This window comes from Streptomyces sp. NPDC059743 (genome assembly GCF_042732975.1).
In the GTDB taxonomy this organism is placed as follows: Bacteria; Actinomycetota; Actinomycetes; order Streptomycetales; family Streptomycetaceae; genus Streptomyces.
On record NZ_JBHWGS010000013.1, the window covers coordinates 106,274 to 121,216 of the forward strand.

A 14,943-nucleotide genomic window follows, 5' to 3' on the forward strand; every position below is an offset into this window, starting at 1 on the left:
CTCAGACGAGCTCGGTGACGGTGCCGCCGGCGGCGGCAATCTTCTCCTTGGCGGACCCGGAGACGGCGTCCACCGTCACCGTGAGTGCCACGGAGATCTCGCCCTGGCCCAGGACCTTGACGAGGCTGTTCTTGCGTACCGCGCCCTTGGAGACCAGATCGGCCACCGTGACCTCGCCGCCCTCGGGGTAGAGCGCGGAGAGCTTGTCCAGGTTCACGACCTGGTACTCGGTGCGGAACGGGTTCTTGAAGCCCTTGAGCTTCGGAAGACGCATGTGGAGGGGCATCTGCCCGCCCTCGAAGCGCTCCGGAACCTGGTAGCGGGCCTTGGTGCCCTTGGTGCCACGACCAGCGGTCTTGCCCTTGGACGCCTCACCACGGCCCACACGGGTCTTGGCGGTCTTGGCGCCCGGAGCAGGACGGAGGTTGTGGACCTTCAGCGGGTTGTTCTCCGCCATGTCAGTCGACCTCCTCAACCGTCACGAGGTGGCGGACGGTGTGCACCATGCCGCGGAACTCGGGACGGTCATCCTTGACAACCACGTCGTGCAGGCGCTTGAGCCCGAGCGAGCGCAGGGTGTCGCGGTGGTTCTGCTTGCTGCCGATGTACGACTTCGTCTGCGTGATCTTGAGACGGGCCATCACGCACCCGCTCCCGCACGCGCACGCAGCAGAGCCGCGGGAGCGACGTCCTCAAGGGGCAGACCGCGGCGGGCCGCGATCTCCTCGGGGCGCTGGAGGCCCTTGAGGGCCGCCACCGTCGCGTGCACGATGTTGATCGCATTGTCGGAGCCGAGCGACTTCGACAGGATGTCGTGGACGCCCGCGCACTCCAGCACGGCACGCACCGGGCCACCGGCGATCACGCCGGTACCGGGGGAAGCCGGCTTGAGCAGAACGACGCCCGCGGCCTTCTCGCCCTGGATCGGGTGCGGGATGGTGCCCTGGATACGGGGGACCTTGAAGAAGTGCTTCTTGGCCTCCTCAACGCCCTTGGCGATGGCGGCCGGCACCTCCTTGGCCTTGCCGTAACCGACACCCACGGTGCCGTCACCGTCGCCCACCACGACCAGCGCGGTGAAGCTGAAGCGACGACCACCCTTCACAACCTTGGCGACACGGTTGATCGCGACGACACGCTCGACGTACGCGGTCTTCTCGGCGGCAGCCGAACCGCCGTCACGGCCCTTCCGGTCCCGCCGCTCGCCGCCACCGGCACCGCTTCCGCGGCGCTGGGGTCCAGCCATTGGATTTACCTCTCTCTGTTACGTCCGCTAGCTCCGGAACCGGGGCCTAGAACTTCAGCCCGGCCTCGCGGGCGGCGTCGGCCAGAGCGGCAATCCGCCCGGCGTACTGGTTGCCACCACGGTCGAACACGACGGCCTCGACACCGGCCGCCTTGGCGCGCTCGGCGACCAGCGACCCGACCTGCTTGGCCTGGGCGCTCTTGTCACCTTCGGTGCCACGGATCGAGGTGTCCAGGGTCGACGCCGACGCGAGCGTGTGGCCCGCGATGTCGTCGATGACCTGAGCCACCATGTGGCGGTTGGAACGCGTCACGACGAGGCGCGGGCGCTCCTGCGTGCCCGAGACCTTCTTGCGGACGCGAATGTGGCGGCGCTTGATGGCAGCGGCCTTGTAGGCCTTGCCCTTGGCGATCTTCACACCGTATGCCATGGCTTACTTACCAGCCTTTCCGACCTTGCGGCGGATGACCTCGCCGGCGTACTTGACGCCCTTGGCCTTGTACGGGTCGGGCTTCCGCAGCTTGCGGATGTTCGCCGCGACCTCGCCGACCTTCTGCTTGTCGATGCCCTCGACGGAGAACTTCGTGGGCGACTCGACCTTGAAGGAGATGCCTTCGGGCGCCTCGATGAGGATCGGGTGGCTGTAGCCCAGGGCGAACTCCAGGTTGGAGCCCTTCGCCTGGACGCGGTAACCGACACCGCTGATTTCGAGCGCCTTGACGTATCCCTGGGTCACGCCGGTGATCATGTTCGCCACCAGCGTGCGGGACAGGCCGTGCAGGGCCTTGTTCTGACGCTCGTCGTTCGGGCGCGACACCGTGAGGATGCCGTCCTCGCCCTTGGTGACCTCGATCGGCGCGGCGACGGTGTGCGAGAGGGTGCCCTTGGGGCCCTTCACCGCGACCGTACGGCCGTCGATGGTGACGTCCACACCAGCGGGAACCTGGATGGGGAGCTTGCCGATTCGCGACATGAGCTTTTCCTCCGTTCCCGATTACCAGACGTAGGCGAGGACTTCCCCACCTACGCCCTTCTTGCTGGCCTGCTGGCCGGTCAGGAGACCGTGGGACGTGGAGATGATCGCCACGCCCAGGCCGCCCAGGACCTTCGGCAGATTGGTGGACTTCGCGTAAACACGCAGACCCGGCTTGGAGATGCGCTTGATGCCGGCGATCGAGCGCTCGCGGTTCGGGCCGAACTTCAGCTCCAGGACGAGGTTCTTGCCGACCTCGGCGTCCTCGACCTTCCAGCCGGTGATGAAGCCCTCCTGCTGGAGGATCTCCGCGATATGCGACTTGATCTTGCTGTGCGGCATCACGACATCGTCGTGGTACGCCGAGTTCGCGTTGCGCAGACGCGTGAGCATGTCTGCGATGGGATCAGTCATGGTCATGAATTGGCCTTCGGCCTCTCTCGCCGGGGTTTCCTGTATGCGCCATCCCTCTCCCCGGTCGAGCCGGGACGGGTGCGGTGCGGGGACCTACGGCGTAGTAAGCATTACTGAGCGGGCTCGGCCCGCGTGCATTGATGGTCGGCGGGCGCCCAACCCCGCAAGCCTACGGCATTTCGGGGAGGGCGCTCACCGGCCAACTGCTTACCGAGAGTCCTGGGTTGTTCCCGTACGGGAACTACCAGGAGCTCTTGGTCACGCCCGGCAGCTCGCCACGGTGGGCCATCTCACGAAGGCACACGCGGCACAGGCCGAACTTGCGGTAGACGGAGTGGGGACGGCCGCAGCGCTGGCAGCGGGTGTAACCGCGCACACCGAACTTCGGCTTGCGGGCGGCCTTAGCGATCAGAGCCTTCTTCGCCACGGTCAGTTCTCCTTGAACGGGAAGCCGAGGTGACGAAGGAGGGCACGACCCTCGTCGTCGTTGGTCGCCGTGGTGACCACGGTGATGTCCATGCCCCGGACCCGGTCGATCTTGTCCTGGTCGATCTCGTGGAACATGACCTGCTCCGTGAGACCGAAGGTGTAGTTGCCACGGCCGTCGAACTGCTTCGGCGACAGACCGCGGAAGTCACGGATACGCGGCAGCGCGAGCGACAGCGTACGGTCCAGGAACTCCCACATACGGTCACCGCGGAGGGTGACGTGGCAGCCGATCGGCTGGCCCTCACGCAGCTTGAACTGCGCGATGGACTTGCGCGCCTTGGTGACCGACGGCTTCTGGCCGGTGATCGTGGTGAGGTCCTTGATGGCGCCCTCGATCAGCTTGGAGTCGCGGGCGGCGTCGCCCACACCCATGTTGACCACGATCTTGACGAGGCCGGGGATCTGCATGACGTTCTCGTACGAGAACTCCTCACGCAGCTTGCCGGCGATCTCCTCGCGGTAGCGCAGCTTCAGACGCGGCGCGGTAGTGGTCGCAGTCATCAGATGTCCTCACCGGTCCGCTTGGCAACGCGGATCTTGTTGCCCTCGTCGTCAAAGCGGTAGCCGACGCGGGTGACGACCTTCTTGCCGTCCTTCTCCACGACGAGCTGCACATTGCTGACATGGACGGGGGCCTCGGTGGTGACGATGCCGCCGGTCTGCGAGCCGCGGGCCGTCTGACCGGCCTTGGTGTGCTTCTTGACCCGGTTGACACCCTCGACCAGGACGCGGTCCTCGCGGGGATAGGCCACGATGACCTTGCCCTGCTTGCCCTTGTCCTTGCCGGTGATGACCTGAACCAGATCGCCCTTCTTGATCTTCATGCTTACAGCACCTCCGGAGCGAGCGAGATGATCTTCATAAACTTCTTCTCGCGCAGCTCACGGCCCACCGGGCCGAAGATACGGGTGCCACGAGGGTCACCGTCGTTCTTCAGAATGACGGCGGCGTTCTCGTCGAAGCGGATGTACGAGCCGTCCGGACGGCGGCGCTCCTTGACGGTGCGAACGATGACCGCCTTGACGACGTCACCCTTCTTCACGTTGCCACCGGGGATCGCGTCCTTGACGGTGGCGACGATGACGTCACCGATGCCCGCGTAGCGGCGACCCGAGCCACCGAGAACACGGATGGTGAGAATTTCCTTCGCACCCGTGTTGTCGGCGACACGCAGTCGCGACTCCTGCTGGATCACGTCTATCTCCTGATCGTCTGCCGGTTCCCCGGGGGCCGATCACTCGGCCCCCGGAGCCTGGCGGAACTGTTCCGAGGAGGAACTCCCCCTCGGAGGGGTTTACTTGGCCTTCTCGAGGATCTCGACGATGCGCCACCGCTTCGTGGCGGACAGCGGCCGGGTCTCCATCAGGAGGACGCGGTCGCCGATGCCGGCGGCGTTCTGCTCGTCGTGCGCCTTGAGCTTGTTCGTACGGCGGATGACCTTGCCGTACAGCGCGTGCTTCACGCGGTCCTCGACAGCGACGACGACGGTCTTGTCCATCTTGTCGCTGACGACCAGGCCCTCACGGGTCTTGCGGAATCCGCGGTCGGTCGTGGTCTCGGTCACGTTGTTCTCAGTCATCAGGCGCTCTCCACCGTCTCGATGCCCAGCTCGCGCTCACGCATCAGGGTGTAGATCCGCGCGATGTCCTTACGGACGAGCTTCAGCCGCCCGTGATTCTCGAGCTGGCCGGTCGCCGCCTGGAAGCGGAGATTGAACAGCTCTTCCTTGGCCTCGCGGAGCTTGTTGACCAGCTCCTCGTCGCCCAGCTCGCGCAGTTCGGACGCCTTGGTCACGGCCGCCATCACGCCTCACCTGCCTCGCGCCGAACGATCCGGCACTTCATCGGAAGCTTGTGAGCAGCGCGGGTAAGCGCCTCACGCGCAATCTTCTCGTTCGGGTAGGACAGCTCGAACATCACCCGGCCGGGCTTGACGTTCGCGATCCACCACTCGGGGGAGCCCTTACCGGAACCCATACGGGTCTCGGCGGGCTTCTTGGTGAGCGGACGGTCCGGGTAGATGTTGATCCAGACCTTGCCGCCACGCTTGATGTGACGGGTCATCGCGATACGAGCGGCCTCGATCTGACGGTTCGTCACATAGGCCGGGGTCAGCGCCTGGATGCCGTACTCGCCGAACGAGACCGCGGTGCCGCCCTTGGACATACCGCTGCGCTTGGGGTGGTGCTGCTTGCGGTGCTTGACCCTACGGGGGATCAGCATGTCGGTCAGGCCTCCGTTCCACCGGTAGAAGAGGACGTCGCCTCAGCGGCCGGAGCAGCGGTGGCGTCGGCCTTGGGGGCCTCGGCTCCCGGGTTCTGCGGCTTGCGGCCACGGCCGCCACGCTCGCCGCCACGGCCACCGCGGCCGGCGGGACGGTCGTTGCCGCCGCCACGGGCCGGACGGTTGCCGGCGCGGGCCGCGGCGTTCTCGGCGCGCACCTCGGCGATGTTCTTGACGTCGCCCTTGTAGATCCAGACCTTCACACCGATACGGCCGAAGGTGGTCTTGGCCTCGAAGAAGCCGTAGTCGACGTTCGCACGGAGCGTGTGCAGGGGCACACGGCCCTCGCGGTAGAACTCCGAGCGGGACATCTCGGCGCCGCCGAGACGGCCACCGCACTGGATCTTGATGCCCTTGGCGCCGGCCTTCATCGTCGACTGCATGCTCTTACGCATGGCACGACGGAAGGAGACACGCGAGGAGAGCTGCTCGGCCACGGCCTGGGCCACGAGCTGAGCGTCCACCTCGGGGTTCTTGACCTCAAGGATGTTGAGCTGGACCTGCTTGCCGGTCAGCTTCTCCAGCTCGCCGCGGATACGGTCGGCCTCGGCGCCGCGGCGGCCGATGACGATGCCCGGACGAGCGGTGTGGATGTCCACACGGACGCGGTCGCGGGTGCGCTCGATCTCGACCTTCGAGATACCGGCCCGCTCCATGCCCTTCGTCATCATGCGACGAATGGCGACGTCTTCCTTGACGTAGTCCTTGTACAGCTTGTCGGCGTACCAACGGGACTTGAAGTCCGTGGTGATACCGAGCCGGAACCCATGCGGGTTAACCTTCTGGCCCATTACCGGGTTCCTTCCTTGCTGCTGACGACCACGGTGATGTGGCTGGTCCGCTTACGGATCCGGTAGGCACGGCCCTGGGCACGCGGACGGAACCGCTTCAGGGTCGGACCTTCGTCCACGTACGCCTCGCTGATGACCAGCGAAGAGGCGTCGGTGTGGTCGTAGTTGTGCGCGGCGTTGGCAATGGCGCTGTCCAGCACCTTGCCGACCGGCACGCTCGCGGCCTGCGGGGCGAAACGCAGGACCGCCTGAGCCTCCGTGGCATCCATGCCACGGATGAGGTCCACCACTCGGCGGGCCTTCATGGGCGTGACGCGGATGTACCGCGCCTGGGCCCTGGCTTCCATGGTTGTCCCTTCGGTGTAAGTCATAGTCGTTCCACCCCGCGTTAGCGGCGCTTCGACTTCCGGTCGTCCTTGACGTGGCCGCGGAAGGTGCGAGTCGGCGAGAACTCACCGAGCTTGTGGCCGACCATGGACTCGGTGACGAACACCGGGACATGGATCTTGCCGTTGTGCACCGCGATCGTGTGGCCCAGCATGGCCGGGACGATCATCGAGCGACGGGACCAGGTCTTGATGACGTTCTTGGTGCCTGCTTCGTTCTGGACATCCACCTTCTTGATCAGGTGGTCGTCGACGAAGGGCCCCTTCTTGAGACTGCGCGGCATCTGAAAACCCGCTCCTAGCGCTTCTTGTTCGTCTTGCGGCGGCGGACGATGTACTTGTTGCTCGCCTTCTTGGGAGAACGAGTACGACCCTCCTTCTGACCCCACGGGCTGACCGGGTGGCGACCACCGGAGGTCTTGCCCTCACCACCACCGTGCGGGTGGTCGACCGGGTTCATGGCCACACCGCGGACGGTCGGGCGGACGCCCTTCCAGCGCATACGGCCGGCCTTGCCCCAGTTGATGTTCGACTGCTCGGCGTTGCCGACCTCGCCGATGGTGGCGCGGCAGCGGACGTCGACCAGCCGGATCTCACCGGACGGCATACGCAGGTGGGCCATGGAGCCCTCCTTCGCCAGCAGCTGCACGGAGGCACCCGCGGAGCGGGCGAACTTCGCGCCGCCGCCGGGCCGCAGCTCGATGGCGTGGATGGTCGTACCGACCGGGATGTTGCGCAGCGCCAGGTTGTTGCCGGGCTTGATGTCGGCGGCCGGGCCGTTCTCGACACGGGCGCCCTGCGCCAGGCCGCGCGGCGCGATGATGTAGCGCTTCTCGCCGTCGGCGTAGTGCAGCAGCGCGATGCGCGCGGTGCGGTTGGGGTCGTACTCGATGTGCGCGACCTTGGCGGGCACGCCGTCCTTGTCGTGCCGACGGAAGTCGATCACACGGTAGGCGCGCTTGTGGCCACCGCCCTGGTGGCGGACGGTCACACGACCGGCGTTGTTACGGCCGCCCTTGCTGTGCAGCGGGCGGACCAGCGACTTCTCCGGCGTGGACCGCGTGATCTCGACAAAGTCGGCGACGCTGGAGCCACGACGGCCCGGGGTCGTCGGCTTGTACTTGCGGATACCCATTTCTCAGTCCTCGGAAGATTCCGGACTTCTGAACGATCCAGCCTCCGTCAGGAGGCCGGGCCGCCGAAGATGTCGATACGGTCGCCCTCAGCGAGGGTCACGATGGCGCGCTTGGTGTTGGCTCGCTTGCCGAAACCGGTGCGGGTGCGCTTGCGCTTGCCCTGGCGGTTGATCGTGTTGACCCCGGCGACCTTGACCGAGAAGACCGCTTCCACGGCCTGCTTGATCTGGGTCTTGTTGGCGTGGGGCGCGACGATGAACGTGTACTTGTTCTCGTCGAGCAGCGCGTAGCTCTTCTCGGAGACCACGGGCTTGACGAGGATGTCGCGCGGGTCCGTGTAGGTCTTGCTGGTGACCTCGGCCATCAGGCTTCGCTCCCTTCGGTGTCGTCGGCGCCTGCGGCGTCGGTGGCCTTGGAGGGGCCGGACACGAAGGACTCGAAGGCGGCCTGGGTGAAGACCACGTCGTCGGAGACGAGCACGTCGTACGTGTTCAGCTGGCCCGGCGCCAGGATGTGGACCTGGGGCAGGTTGCGGGCGGACAGCCACGCGGCCTCGTCGGCGCGCTCGACGACCAGGAGCAGGTTCTTGCGCTCCGAGATCTTGCCGAACAGCGTCTTGGCGGCCTTCGTGGACACATCGCCGTCGACCACGCCGGAGACGACGTGGATACGGGAGTGACGGGCCCGGTCGGTGAGGGCACCGCGCAGGGCGGCGGCCTTCATCTTCTTCGGGGTCCGCTGCGAGTAGTCACGCGGCTGGGGGCCGTGAACGACGCCACCGCCGGCGAACTGCGGAGCACGGGTCGAACCCTGACGGGCGCGGCCGGTGCCCTTCTGGCGGTACGGCTTCTTGCCACCACCACGGACTTCGCCGCGGGTCTTGGTCTTGTGCGTGCCCTGTCGGGCAGCGGCCAGCTGGGCGACGACGACCTGGTGGATCAGCGGAATGCTGACCTTGGCGTCGAAGATCTCCGCGGGGAGCTCGACGGTCCCGGCCTTCTCGCCCGCCGGCGAAAGGATGTCAATGGTGCTCATGGATTACCTCAAGCCCCCTTGGCCGCGGTACGGACCAGGACGAGGCCGCCGTTCGGACCAGGAACCGCACCCTTGATCAGGATCAGGCCCTTTTCCGCGTCAACGGCGTGAACGGTCAGGTTCTGGGTGGTCACGCGCTCGTTGCCCATACGGCCGGCCATCCGCATGCCCTTGAACACACGGCCCGGGGTGGCGCAGCCACCGATGGAACCGGGAGAGCGGTGCTTGCGCTGGGTGCCGTGACCGGCGCCGAGGCCCTTGAAGTTGTGACGCTTCATGACACCGGCGAAGCCCTTGCCCTTGCTCTTGCCCGTGACGTCGACCTTGACGCCGGACTCGAACACGGCGGCGGTGACCTCCTGGCCGAGCGTGTACTCGCCGGCGTCGGAGGTACGCAGCTCCACCAGGTGGCGGCGCGGGGTCACGTCGGCCTTGGCGAAGTGGCCCTTGAGAGGCTTGTTCACCTTGCGCGGGTCGATCTCGCCGAAGGCGATCTGGACCGACTCGTAGCCGTCGGAGTCATTCGTACGGACCTGGGTAACGACACAGGGCCCGGCCTTGACGACGGTCACCGGGACGACACGGTTGTTCTCGTCCCAGACCTGGGTCATGCCGAGCTTCTCGCCCAGGACACCCTTGATCTGCTTTGCCATCTCTTCCGCGCCTCTCAGAGCTTGATCTCGATGTCGACGCCGGCCGGAAGGTCCAGGCGCATCAACGAGTCAACGGTCTTGGGCGTCGGGTCGAGGATGTCGATCAGGCGCTTGTGCGTGCGCATCTCGAAGTGCTCGCGCGAGTCCTTGTACTTGTGCGGCGACTTGATGACGCAGTACACGTTCTTCTCAGTGGGCAGCGGCACCGGGCCCGCGACCGACGCACCAGTACGCGTCACCGTCTCGACGATCTTCTTCGCCGATGAGTCGATGACCTCGTGGTCGTAGGCCTTGAGCCGGATGCGGATCTTCTGTCCCGCCATGGCTGCTTCGTAGTCCTGTCTCTCGTAACGCTCTGGAACCTGGTGACCTTGCGCTCTGCTCCGACCCACGCGGTCGGGCGTGTCGCATCCCCTCTGTTCAGAGCTCCCGAAGGATTTCCCAGCCGAGGGGGTGCGGCCCAAGTCCGCGAGCCGGTCGCAGGCCGCTATATCAAGCATTGGCCACCGGGCGCCTGGCCGGAGCCCCGCTGACACTTCCCGGAAGATTCCCGTACGTCCGTCCCAGCGCTGCCCATAAGGCAGTTGGGACGACGAGTACTGTGGGACTCGCTTCCGGTCCTCCCGGCGGGAGGCGCGCAGCATTGGCACTCAACCGAGCAACCTGGCTAGTGTGCCACAGCGGCCTCACGCCTGGCCAATCGGGCCGGAAAGGGTACCCCACGGGCTGATCGGCGAATCCTCCGCGCCAATCATCCGCCTTCTCAGGGCAGCTCCGCCCTCTCAGGGCAGCTCGGCCCAGGTCCCCATCGTGGCTTCCAGGGTCCAGATACGGACCTCCGCCTGCGCGCGGGACGCGTAAAGGTCACGTTCGACCACGATGCTCAGATCGCCCGTCCCGAGCTGCCGCCGGACGGCGTGCTCGGCCAGATCCATCCCTGTGCTGACACCGTCGCACAGAGACACCAGGAAGGACCCGTCCCAGGTGCGCTCGTGCAGCACCCACGGGGCTTCACCGACCGCGGTCCTGCGCAGCAGCCCCATGAACGTACCCGCGCACCGGCGGCGGGCCGAGCCGTCGGCGATCTGGAAGACGTGATTGCCGGTCTCCACGACGGTCGCCGTAGGCAGGACGAACCGGACGCCTTCCTTCAGCCTGGCGTCCATCTCGGCCAGGATCTCCGCCCGGTGATCATTTCTGAAGGGAATGTCGAGAATCTCGACAAAGACGGAGGTGTCGAGGAAGTCGACGACGGGGAGCCGGAGTCCCGGCCGACGCTGCTTGCTCACAGGCTCCTCAAGAAATCCTCGACGCTGGTCACTTCGGTCTCGCGCGGGCGTACGGCATCCGGCAGACGTCCCTTGGTGACAGCGTCTCCCAGGTCACCGGCCGCCAGCAGCTCCACGTACCCGGGAAGATCGGTGAGACGCGTCAGGCGGCTCTCGCCCGAGTCCGGGTCGCGGGTGCAGACCAGAACTCCTGAGTGGTCCTGTGCGGTGAGTGCGTTGAGCAGCGCCGGACTGTGGGTGGTGAAGAGGACCTCGATACGTCCTCGCCGCGACTCCTCCCTCATGAGGCGCAGCACCCGGGCGGCCTGGGTGGGGTAGAGCCCGTTCTCGATCTCCTCGATCACGAGGAGCCGGTCGGGCCAGGTGACACCCGCAAGGCTGCCCGGGACGGACACATCGAGCATCGCCGTACCGAAGGCGAGGAAGCGGAGCATCCCGTCGCTGAGGAGCCGGGCGGGGATCTCGTGCACGGCGCCATGGAACCCGGACTCGTGGAGTACGAGCTGTACGTCCCCCAGGGAGGTGACGACCGTGTCCACATCGACCACCGGGTACTCCGGCATCCCGCTGATCAGCTTCTTGAGCCGGCCGAACGCCTGCGGGTCGTGGCGCCTCAGCTCACCCACCACCGCGCTGAGATTGTCCGCGCTGCGACGCAGTTCGGTGTCGCCCTCGGGAACGTACCGGCGCATGAGGTGCGGTACCGGGTCCAGGAGGAAGACCTCCTTGAGCGCGGCCATCACATGGCCGGCGGCCTCCTGCACCAGATGACCGGCCCTTGTCTCCGGTAGCAGCAGCGGGGCCAGGGGGCAGACGAGCCGGTCCCGGATCGGCGTGCCGCTCTCCTCAAGCTCTTTCCGGCCGTTGAAGTAGCGCAGCGTGAGCGTGTCGGAGCGTGTTCTGTGCGGTTCCGCCACCAGCAGGACACGGCCGGGCGGCAGCCTCCTGTTGCCGTACAGGGCTCCCTCCACGGCGACCAGCCGCTCACAGCGGATACGGACGGTGGGCCGCACCTCGATCTCGACGTCGAAGTCGAAGACCGCCTCCCCGACGCGCACCCGGCAGCCGATGTCGAAGGCATCACGCCCCAGCGGAGCGCACCCTTCGGCACCGCCACGGATCGGCTCCTCCCCACCGTGGCGGGGCCCGTCCAGTGCGTCCCGTACCGGCTCGCCGAGCGCCAGCCGGGAGAGGACCGTCAGAGCGTCCAGCGCGTTCGACTTGCCGCTGCCGTTCCGGCCGATCAGAAGGGTGAGCGCCTGAAGCGGCAAGCGCTGGTCGGTGAAGCTCTTGAAGGAGGTCAGGCGCACCTCCTCCAGGCGGGGTGTCTGCACCGGGCACCTCTCTTGATCGTCCGGTTGGTCCGGGCCGGGCACCACGGAACCGCTTCTCAGCTAACAGCACCCGCCCAGGACGGTCCAGCGGACTCGGACGGCATGTGCGCCCTGTCCGCCCTGTCCGCCCTGTCCGCCCTGTCCGCGCTGTGCGCCCGGGGGGCGGCTCAGTGCTTACGGGTGTACGAGATGAAGTCGGCCCAGGCGGTGGGGGTGAGGGCGAGGTGGGGGCGGTGGGGGGTCTTGGAGTCGCGGACGAGGACGGTGGTGGGGGTGGCGGCGACTTCGACGCAGTCGTTGTCGTTGCTGCCGCTGTAGCTGCTCTTGGCCCACTCCGGCGCGGAGGCGGTTGTGACGGCGACTTCGACGCAGTCGGGGCCGTCGTTGCTGCTGTAGCTGCTCTTGAACCACTCCATGCGGCTCAGCGCTCCGACGCGTACGCCACGAAGTCGGCCCAGGCGGTCGGCGCAAGCGCGAGCCGGGGGCCGTGGGTGTGCTTCGAGTCGCGGACGAGGACGGCGGTGGGGGTGGCGGCGACTTCGACGCAATCATTGTCGTCGCTGCCGCTGTAACTGCTCTTGAACCACTCGGGCTCTGAAGCGTTCTCGGCAGAGAAGTTGCGGATCATGTCTCCCCTAGCACTTTCTCGATGAAGGCCAGCGACTCCCGTGGGTTGAGAGCCTGCGACCGGATGATTCCATACCGAAGGTCCAAGATCTGGACCTCTTTCGGGTCGGAGAGGAGACGGGTGGTGAGCTGCCCCGCCACGTATCCCACCGCCGAACCGTCCCTGAGCTTCAGCACCTGGAGCTGACCGCTCATTCCGGCATGGTCCTCGCGGTCCGTCGGCATCACCTGGATCTCGACGTGCCTCAACCGGCCAATCTCCAGCAGGTGTTCGAGCTGCCGACGCAGCACCATTCTGCCCCCGATCGGCCGCCGCAGCGTGACCTCTTCTTGGACAAAGGTGAGCGTGACCAGCGGCGAGCGGTCGAAGATCTCCTGCCGTCCGAGACGGGCTGACACATACCGGTCCTGATCGTCCGGGGAGAGGGCCGGGCGCCGGACGTCGAACAGCGCCCGCGTGTACTCCTCCGTCTGCAACAGGCCATGCAGGTTGTGGTTGCCGTATGCCCCGATCTCAACCGCTTCGGCCTCCAGCTTCGCCAGATCCCGCACCTTCTTCGGATAGCGGGCCTCGACCAGGTCCTTCTTCATGGCGGCGAGCTTTCCGCCCGCGCCGAGCACCTCGTCCGCAAGGTCCAGGAACTCCGGCCTGGGGATGCGCTTTCTGGCCTCCAGCTTGTAGATCTGGTTCTCGCCGTAGCCGACCGCCGTGCCGAACTCCACCTGCGTCAAACCCGCCGCCTCGCGCCAGAGCTTGATCTGACGGGCGACGGCCGCGATCACCGCACCGGAGTCGTCCCCGGCATCGGGTTCCCAATCGGGCTCGTCCGCGCCGTCCGTGGTGTAGTCCGTGCTGTCGTTGTCGATACTCACTGTGGCCCTCCGACTCGCTTGTCGTCGTTCTACGGCGCCGACGCGCGCGAGAGGTCACGGTGTACAGGCCGGACAAGTTCCGCCAGACCACGTGCCCCAACCGGACGGTCACTGTCCGTACGGGCGTCGTCACTTTTCAGCCTACGCACACTCGGCCACGCTGTGTGATGTGAATCTCGAAAATAGTGATCGCTATCCGTCGGCCCAATCAACGCTTCCCACACGGAAGTTCTGCGTCCGCCTGTCCTCCACCCGCCGAGGCGCCCGGCTCGCGCGGCTGCTCACCGTGGAGCAACTGCGCTCGTGGGAGGTGCCCTTCGAAACGGCGGAGCTCGTCGTGGCCGAGCTGGCGTCGAACGCCGCGCTCCACGGGAGCGCGCCCGGACGGGACTTCAGTCTCACTCTCACGCTCACGACGGCGGACACGCTCCGTATCGAGGTGACGGACACCCGCCCTGGACACGTACCGACCGTACGAACGGGCGCCCCACCGGACATCGAGCGTGGACGCGGCCTGCTCCTGATCGACGCGCTGGCGGACCGCTGGGGCATCACGCCGGGACCGGGCGCCTGCAAGACGGTCTGGGCCGAACTGGGAACGGGAGCCCGTGGGTGATGGAGATGGAACCGATGACCGACAGGGCACTTTGGGGCGCGGTGTCGATCGCGGTGAGCATGGTCGTACTGGCGGTGGGTGTGCTGTACGCGTGGATGTCGCCGTCGGACGAGCCGGAGGGGCTCGTGACGGTGTCGGAGCGAATGCGGAGGAAGGGCACTCGTACACGTACACCTGTCATTGCCACCGCGATCCGGTGCAAGTGACGATCCGCGCGTGGGAGATCCCGCGTGGACATCGGTGACGGCATCGGCTTGAGGGCCGGTGGGTGGTGTGCGCGGGAGTGGAGTGGGGCGGTGGCGCGCCGGCTCGGCGTCGGACCGCCGGCAGGTGGCTGGGGTTCAGGACCGCAGTTGGGGTGGGGCCGTTGTCTGCGGGTCAGACCCAAGAGGTAGCCGTGGTGGGCCGGTAGGTCCTGTGTGACGTGGGGGCCGCCCCTGAGGTTTGAGTTTCGCGATTGCGGGCCGGGCGTCAAGGGCGCTCCTCCGTCGCGTCGGCTGCGCCGATTCCGCTGCGCTCCACCCTTGACACCCGTCCCTCCATCGCAAGTACAGGCATGGGAGGGGCGGCCCGGGGGAGGGGTCCCCGGGGAGCTCAGTGGGAGGTTCCTGTTTCTTTCCGGCCTGCGGCCCGGTGGGTGGAGTACGCGGCAGTGGAATGGGGCGGCCCGGCACCGGCTCAGCGTCAGGCCGTCCGCTGTTTGCTGGGGTTCAGGACCGTGTCTGAGATCCGTGTCCGAGTGACACCCCGGGCATCAGCCCATCCCATCCGCCAGGCCAGAAGCCCAGTGGTGGAGCGG

28 protein-coding genes are annotated in these 14,943 nt (G+C 66.8%); 2 read left to right on the top strand and 26 right to left on the bottom strand.

Annotation, left to right across the window (positions count from 1 at the left end; all coding sequences use genetic code 11):
* Position 1: 1 nt before the first annotated feature.
* The 26 genes from rplO to ACFV6H_RS23565 all read right to left on the bottom strand — a co-directional run bounded on the left by rplO (position 2) and on the right by ACFV6H_RS23565 (position 13,528).
* Positions 2-457, bottom strand: coding sequence for a 50S ribosomal protein L15 (rplO, locus tag ACFV6H_RS23440; protein WP_093594201.1), 456 nt, complete (start codon positions 455-457; stop codon positions 2-4).
* Position 458: 1 nt separating this feature from the next.
* Positions 459-641 carry a 50S ribosomal protein L30 gene (gene rpmD / locus ACFV6H_RS23445; protein ID WP_093594204.1) on the bottom strand — a complete coding sequence of 61 codons (183 nt, stop codon included), beginning with the start codon at positions 639-641 and terminating at the stop codon, positions 459-461.
* Positions 641-1,246: a 30S ribosomal protein S5 gene (rpsE, locus tag ACFV6H_RS23450; protein WP_384986851.1), complete on the bottom strand. Its 606-nt coding sequence runs from the start codon at positions 1,244-1,246 to the stop codon at positions 641-643. Before rpsE ends, rpmD begins: the two co-directional genes overlap by 1 nt.
* A 46-nt stretch (positions 1,247-1,292) precedes the next feature.
* Positions 1,293-1,676, bottom strand: coding sequence for a 50S ribosomal protein L18 (gene rplR / locus ACFV6H_RS23455; protein ID WP_066943596.1), 384 nt, complete (start codon positions 1,674-1,676; stop codon positions 1,293-1,295).
* A gap of 3 nt (positions 1,677-1,679) precedes the next feature.
* Positions 1,680-2,219, bottom strand: coding sequence for a 50S ribosomal protein L6 (gene rplF, locus ACFV6H_RS23460; RefSeq protein ID WP_066943598.1), 540 nt, complete (start codon positions 2,217-2,219; stop codon positions 1,680-1,682).
* Between the two features lie 21 nt (positions 2,220-2,240).
* Positions 2,241-2,639: a 30S ribosomal protein S8 gene (gene rpsH / locus ACFV6H_RS23465; protein ID WP_030351444.1), complete on the bottom strand. Its 399-nt coding sequence runs from the start codon at positions 2,637-2,639 to the stop codon at positions 2,241-2,243.
* Positions 2,640-2,874: 235 nt separating this feature from the next.
* Positions 2,875-3,060, bottom strand: a complete 186-nt coding sequence (locus ACFV6H_RS23470; protein WP_003948630.1) for a type Z 30S ribosomal protein S14 — start codon at positions 3,058-3,060, stop codon at positions 2,875-2,877.
* 2 nt (positions 3,061-3,062) lie between these two features.
* Entirely contained in the window at positions 3,063-3,623 is a 561-nt protein-coding gene (rplE, locus tag ACFV6H_RS23475; RefSeq protein ID WP_030351443.1) for a 50S ribosomal protein L5, read from the bottom strand.
* On the bottom strand, positions 3,623-3,946 hold the full coding sequence (gene rplX, locus ACFV6H_RS23480; RefSeq protein WP_066943600.1) for a 50S ribosomal protein L24: 324 nt from the start codon (positions 3,944-3,946) through the stop codon (positions 3,623-3,625). Before rplX ends, rplE begins: the two co-directional genes overlap by 1 nt.
* 2 nt (positions 3,947-3,948) lie before the next feature.
* Positions 3,949-4,317 (bottom strand): 50S ribosomal protein L14, encoded by a 369-nt coding sequence (rplN, locus tag ACFV6H_RS23485; RefSeq protein WP_003974257.1) that lies wholly within the window; start codon positions 4,315-4,317, stop codon positions 3,949-3,951.
* Between the two features lie 99 nt (positions 4,318-4,416).
* On the bottom strand, positions 4,417-4,701 hold the full coding sequence (gene rpsQ / locus ACFV6H_RS23490; protein WP_093605047.1) for a 30S ribosomal protein S17: 285 nt from the start codon (positions 4,699-4,701) through the stop codon (positions 4,417-4,419).
* Positions 4,701-4,925, bottom strand: a complete 225-nt coding sequence (gene rpmC, locus ACFV6H_RS23495; RefSeq protein WP_046504635.1) for a 50S ribosomal protein L29 — start codon at positions 4,923-4,925, stop codon at positions 4,701-4,703. The genes rpsQ and rpmC overlap by 1 nt, the downstream gene beginning before the upstream one ends.
* Positions 4,925-5,344, bottom strand: coding sequence for a 50S ribosomal protein L16 (gene rplP, locus ACFV6H_RS23500; RefSeq protein WP_093605049.1), 420 nt, complete (start codon positions 5,342-5,344; stop codon positions 4,925-4,927). The genes rpmC and rplP overlap by 1 nt, the downstream gene beginning before the upstream one ends.
* Positions 5,345-5,349: 5 nt before the next feature.
* Complete coding sequence (gene rpsC / locus ACFV6H_RS23505) at positions 5,350-6,195, bottom strand: 30S ribosomal protein S3 (protein WP_066943605.1); 846 nt, start codon at positions 6,193-6,195, stop codon at positions 5,350-5,352.
* A complete protein-coding gene (gene rplV / locus ACFV6H_RS23510) occupies positions 6,195-6,542 on the bottom strand; it encodes a 50S ribosomal protein L22 (RefSeq protein WP_004571827.1) in 348 nt (115 codons plus the stop codon). Before rplV ends, rpsC begins: the two co-directional genes overlap by 1 nt.
* Before the next feature lie 41 nt (positions 6,543-6,583).
* Complete coding sequence (gene rpsS, locus ACFV6H_RS23515; RefSeq protein ID WP_030351437.1) at positions 6,584-6,865, bottom strand: 30S ribosomal protein S19; 282 nt, start codon at positions 6,863-6,865, stop codon at positions 6,584-6,586.
* Positions 6,866-6,879: 14 nt separating this feature from the next.
* The gene (rplB, locus tag ACFV6H_RS23520; RefSeq protein ID WP_093600081.1) at positions 6,880-7,716 is read right to left on the bottom strand and encodes a 50S ribosomal protein L2; all 837 of its coding nucleotides are present in this window, start codon (positions 7,714-7,716) and stop codon (positions 6,880-6,882) included.
* Between the two features lie 47 nt (positions 7,717-7,763).
* Positions 7,764-8,081 carry a 50S ribosomal protein L23 gene (gene rplW / locus ACFV6H_RS23525; protein ID WP_066943608.1) on the bottom strand — a complete coding sequence of 106 codons (318 nt, stop codon included), beginning with the start codon at positions 8,079-8,081 and terminating at the stop codon, positions 7,764-7,766.
* The gene (gene rplD, locus ACFV6H_RS23530) at positions 8,081-8,752 is read right to left on the bottom strand and encodes a 50S ribosomal protein L4 (protein WP_093600078.1); all 672 of its coding nucleotides are present in this window, start codon (positions 8,750-8,752) and stop codon (positions 8,081-8,083) included. The genes rplW and rplD overlap by 1 nt, the downstream gene beginning before the upstream one ends.
* An 8-nt stretch (positions 8,753-8,760) precedes the next feature.
* The gene (gene rplC, locus ACFV6H_RS23535) at positions 8,761-9,405 is read right to left on the bottom strand and encodes a 50S ribosomal protein L3 (RefSeq protein ID WP_093600075.1); all 645 of its coding nucleotides are present in this window, start codon (positions 9,403-9,405) and stop codon (positions 8,761-8,763) included.
* Between the two features lie 14 nt (positions 9,406-9,419).
* On the bottom strand, positions 9,420-9,728 hold the full coding sequence (gene rpsJ, locus ACFV6H_RS23540) for a 30S ribosomal protein S10 (RefSeq protein WP_003948644.1): 309 nt from the start codon (positions 9,726-9,728) through the stop codon (positions 9,420-9,422).
* Positions 9,729-10,187: 459 nt separating this feature from the next.
* The gene (locus ACFV6H_RS23545) at positions 10,188-10,694 is read right to left on the bottom strand and encodes a hypothetical protein (protein ID WP_385545294.1); all 507 of its coding nucleotides are present in this window, start codon (positions 10,692-10,694) and stop codon (positions 10,188-10,190) included.
* On the bottom strand, positions 10,691-12,028 hold the full coding sequence (locus ACFV6H_RS23550; RefSeq protein WP_385545297.1) for an AAA family ATPase: 1,338 nt from the start codon (positions 12,026-12,028) through the stop codon (positions 10,691-10,693). Before ACFV6H_RS23550 ends, ACFV6H_RS23545 begins: the two co-directional genes overlap by 4 nt.
* Before the next feature lie 167 nt (positions 12,029-12,195).
* Complete coding sequence (locus ACFV6H_RS23555) at positions 12,196-12,444, bottom strand: DUF397 domain-containing protein (RefSeq protein WP_385545300.1); 249 nt, start codon at positions 12,442-12,444, stop codon at positions 12,196-12,198.
* A gap of 5 nt (positions 12,445-12,449) precedes the next feature.
* Complete coding sequence (locus ACFV6H_RS23560; RefSeq protein WP_385545303.1) at positions 12,450-12,656, bottom strand: DUF397 domain-containing protein; 207 nt, start codon at positions 12,654-12,656, stop codon at positions 12,450-12,452.
* A complete protein-coding gene (locus ACFV6H_RS23565; RefSeq protein ID WP_385545306.1) occupies positions 12,653-13,528 on the bottom strand; it encodes a helix-turn-helix transcriptional regulator in 876 nt (291 codons plus the stop codon). The genes ACFV6H_RS23560 and ACFV6H_RS23565 overlap by 4 nt, the downstream gene beginning before the upstream one ends.
* A gap of 169 nt (positions 13,529-13,697) precedes the next feature.
* On the opposite strand from ACFV6H_RS23565, the gene ACFV6H_RS23570 reads away from it, so the two are divergent.
* Entirely contained in the window at positions 13,698-14,144 is a 447-nt protein-coding gene (locus ACFV6H_RS23570; RefSeq protein ID WP_385545309.1) for an ATP-binding protein, read from the top strand.
* A gap of 14 nt (positions 14,145-14,158) precedes the next feature.
* On the top strand, positions 14,159-14,350 hold the full coding sequence (locus tag ACFV6H_RS23575; protein WP_385545312.1) for a hypothetical protein: 192 nt from the start codon (positions 14,159-14,161) through the stop codon (positions 14,348-14,350).
* Positions 14,351-14,943: the final 593 nt, after the last annotated feature.